This window comes from Kocuria sp. (assembly GCF_030536815.1).
GTDB classification, from domain to species: Bacteria; Actinomycetota; Actinomycetes; order Actinomycetales; family Micrococcaceae; genus Kocuria; species Kocuria gwangalliensis.
In genome coordinates, this window is sequence record NZ_JAUNPE010000343.1 from 1 (window position 1) to 1,527 (window position 1,527).

Sequence of the window (1,527 nt, forward strand, 5' to 3'; positions counted from 1 at the left end):
CAACCCCCTGTATTTCAGCACCCCCAACCTCAACGCAGCCCTCGATGCCGGTGACATCACCTGGGAGACCATCGACACCCGCCTGGTGCAGCGTTATACCCCGATGTTCCGCCTGGGCCAGTTCGAACACAACTGGGATCAGCTACTGCCCATCGACTACGAGGCACACAACGCCACCGCCACCTCCATCGCCGAGCAGGGCGTGGTGCTGATGAAGAACGAGAACGACCTGCTGCCCCTGGATGGCGACAAGCTCGCCACGATGGGTGACATGCTCATGATCGGTCCGGACTCCGTGGTCAAGGAACCGAAGATCGGGAACAACGGCCCCAACTCCACGATCACCCCCCGCACCCAGGAGCGTCCGATCCTCGCCTTGCGCGAGGCTCTCGCTGACCAGGGGTACACCGCCTTCCTGCACGAGAACAATGGTGCGGATCTCGCTGCGGCGCGCGAGCTCGCGGCCGGCATGGATGCGGTCATCGTGGTGGTCACCGAGTTCTCCTCGGAGTTCTATGACCGCGACACGCTCTCCCTCGAGCCGGCCGAGAACAATGACGGCTCGGTCACCGATCAGCTTGCCCTCGTCGAAGCGATGGCCGAGGTCAACGACAACGTCATCGTCCTGCTGAAGACAGCGAATTCGGTCCTCACCGACAGCTTCGAAGATGACGTCGAAGCCATGGTGCAGGCGTGGTACCCCGGCCAGCAGGACGGCCTGGCGGTTGCCCGCGTGCTGACCGGTGAGGTGAACCCCGGCGGCAAGATGCCCATCACGTGGGCCACCCAGGAGCGTGAAGCCCAGTGGGCTGAAGAGCGGAACTGGCCCGGGGTCTGGGAGGACGGGCAGCTCACCTCCTACTACACCACCGGTCTCGAGCAGGGCTACCGCTGGTACCAGGCCAATGATGTGGAATCGTCCTTCCCCTTCGGTTTCGGCTTGAGCTACACCGACTTCGAGATGTCCGCCGCTCAGGTCACCGCAGCCAGTGGCGTGGCCACCGTGGACGTCACTGTCACCAACACGGGCGACCGCGCTGGTGCGGAGGTTCCCCAGGTGTATCTGAGCTTCCCCGACTCTTTCGGTGAGCCGCCGCTGCGCCTGGTGGGCTTCGACAAGCCGTTCTTGCAGCCCGGGGAATCCGCCACGGTCTCGATTCCGATCGATCCGCAGGCCTCGAACCACCCGGTGGGAATCTTCGATGTCGATGGCGACCAGTGGGTCAACCCCGATGGCACCATCGGCATTCACCTGGGGACCTCCTCGGCAAACACCCAGCAAATCGGAACTCTGACCATGTCCGCCGGAGTGCTGACCGGCGTCACGTCCACCGGCTTGGGCGACGGCGAGGACCCGGAACCGACCCCGGATCCTGACCCGCAGGGTCACATGGTCTTCTACAACGATGAGTGGAGTAACCAGGCGACCAACTCGGTGCACATGCCCAACACGGGAGAGGGTGACGACTTCTTCTCCGGTGACTGGGACGGTGATGGCACCGACACCATCGCGGTGCGTCGCGGGAA

1 protein-coding gene is annotated in these 1,527 nt (G+C 64.0%); it reads left to right on the forward strand.

The features are described 5' to 3' along the window. A partial coding sequence (locus Q4E95_RS13800; RefSeq protein WP_303383841.1) for a glycoside hydrolase family 3 C-terminal domain-containing protein occupies positions 1–1,527 on the forward strand: 1,527 nt, incomplete at both ends.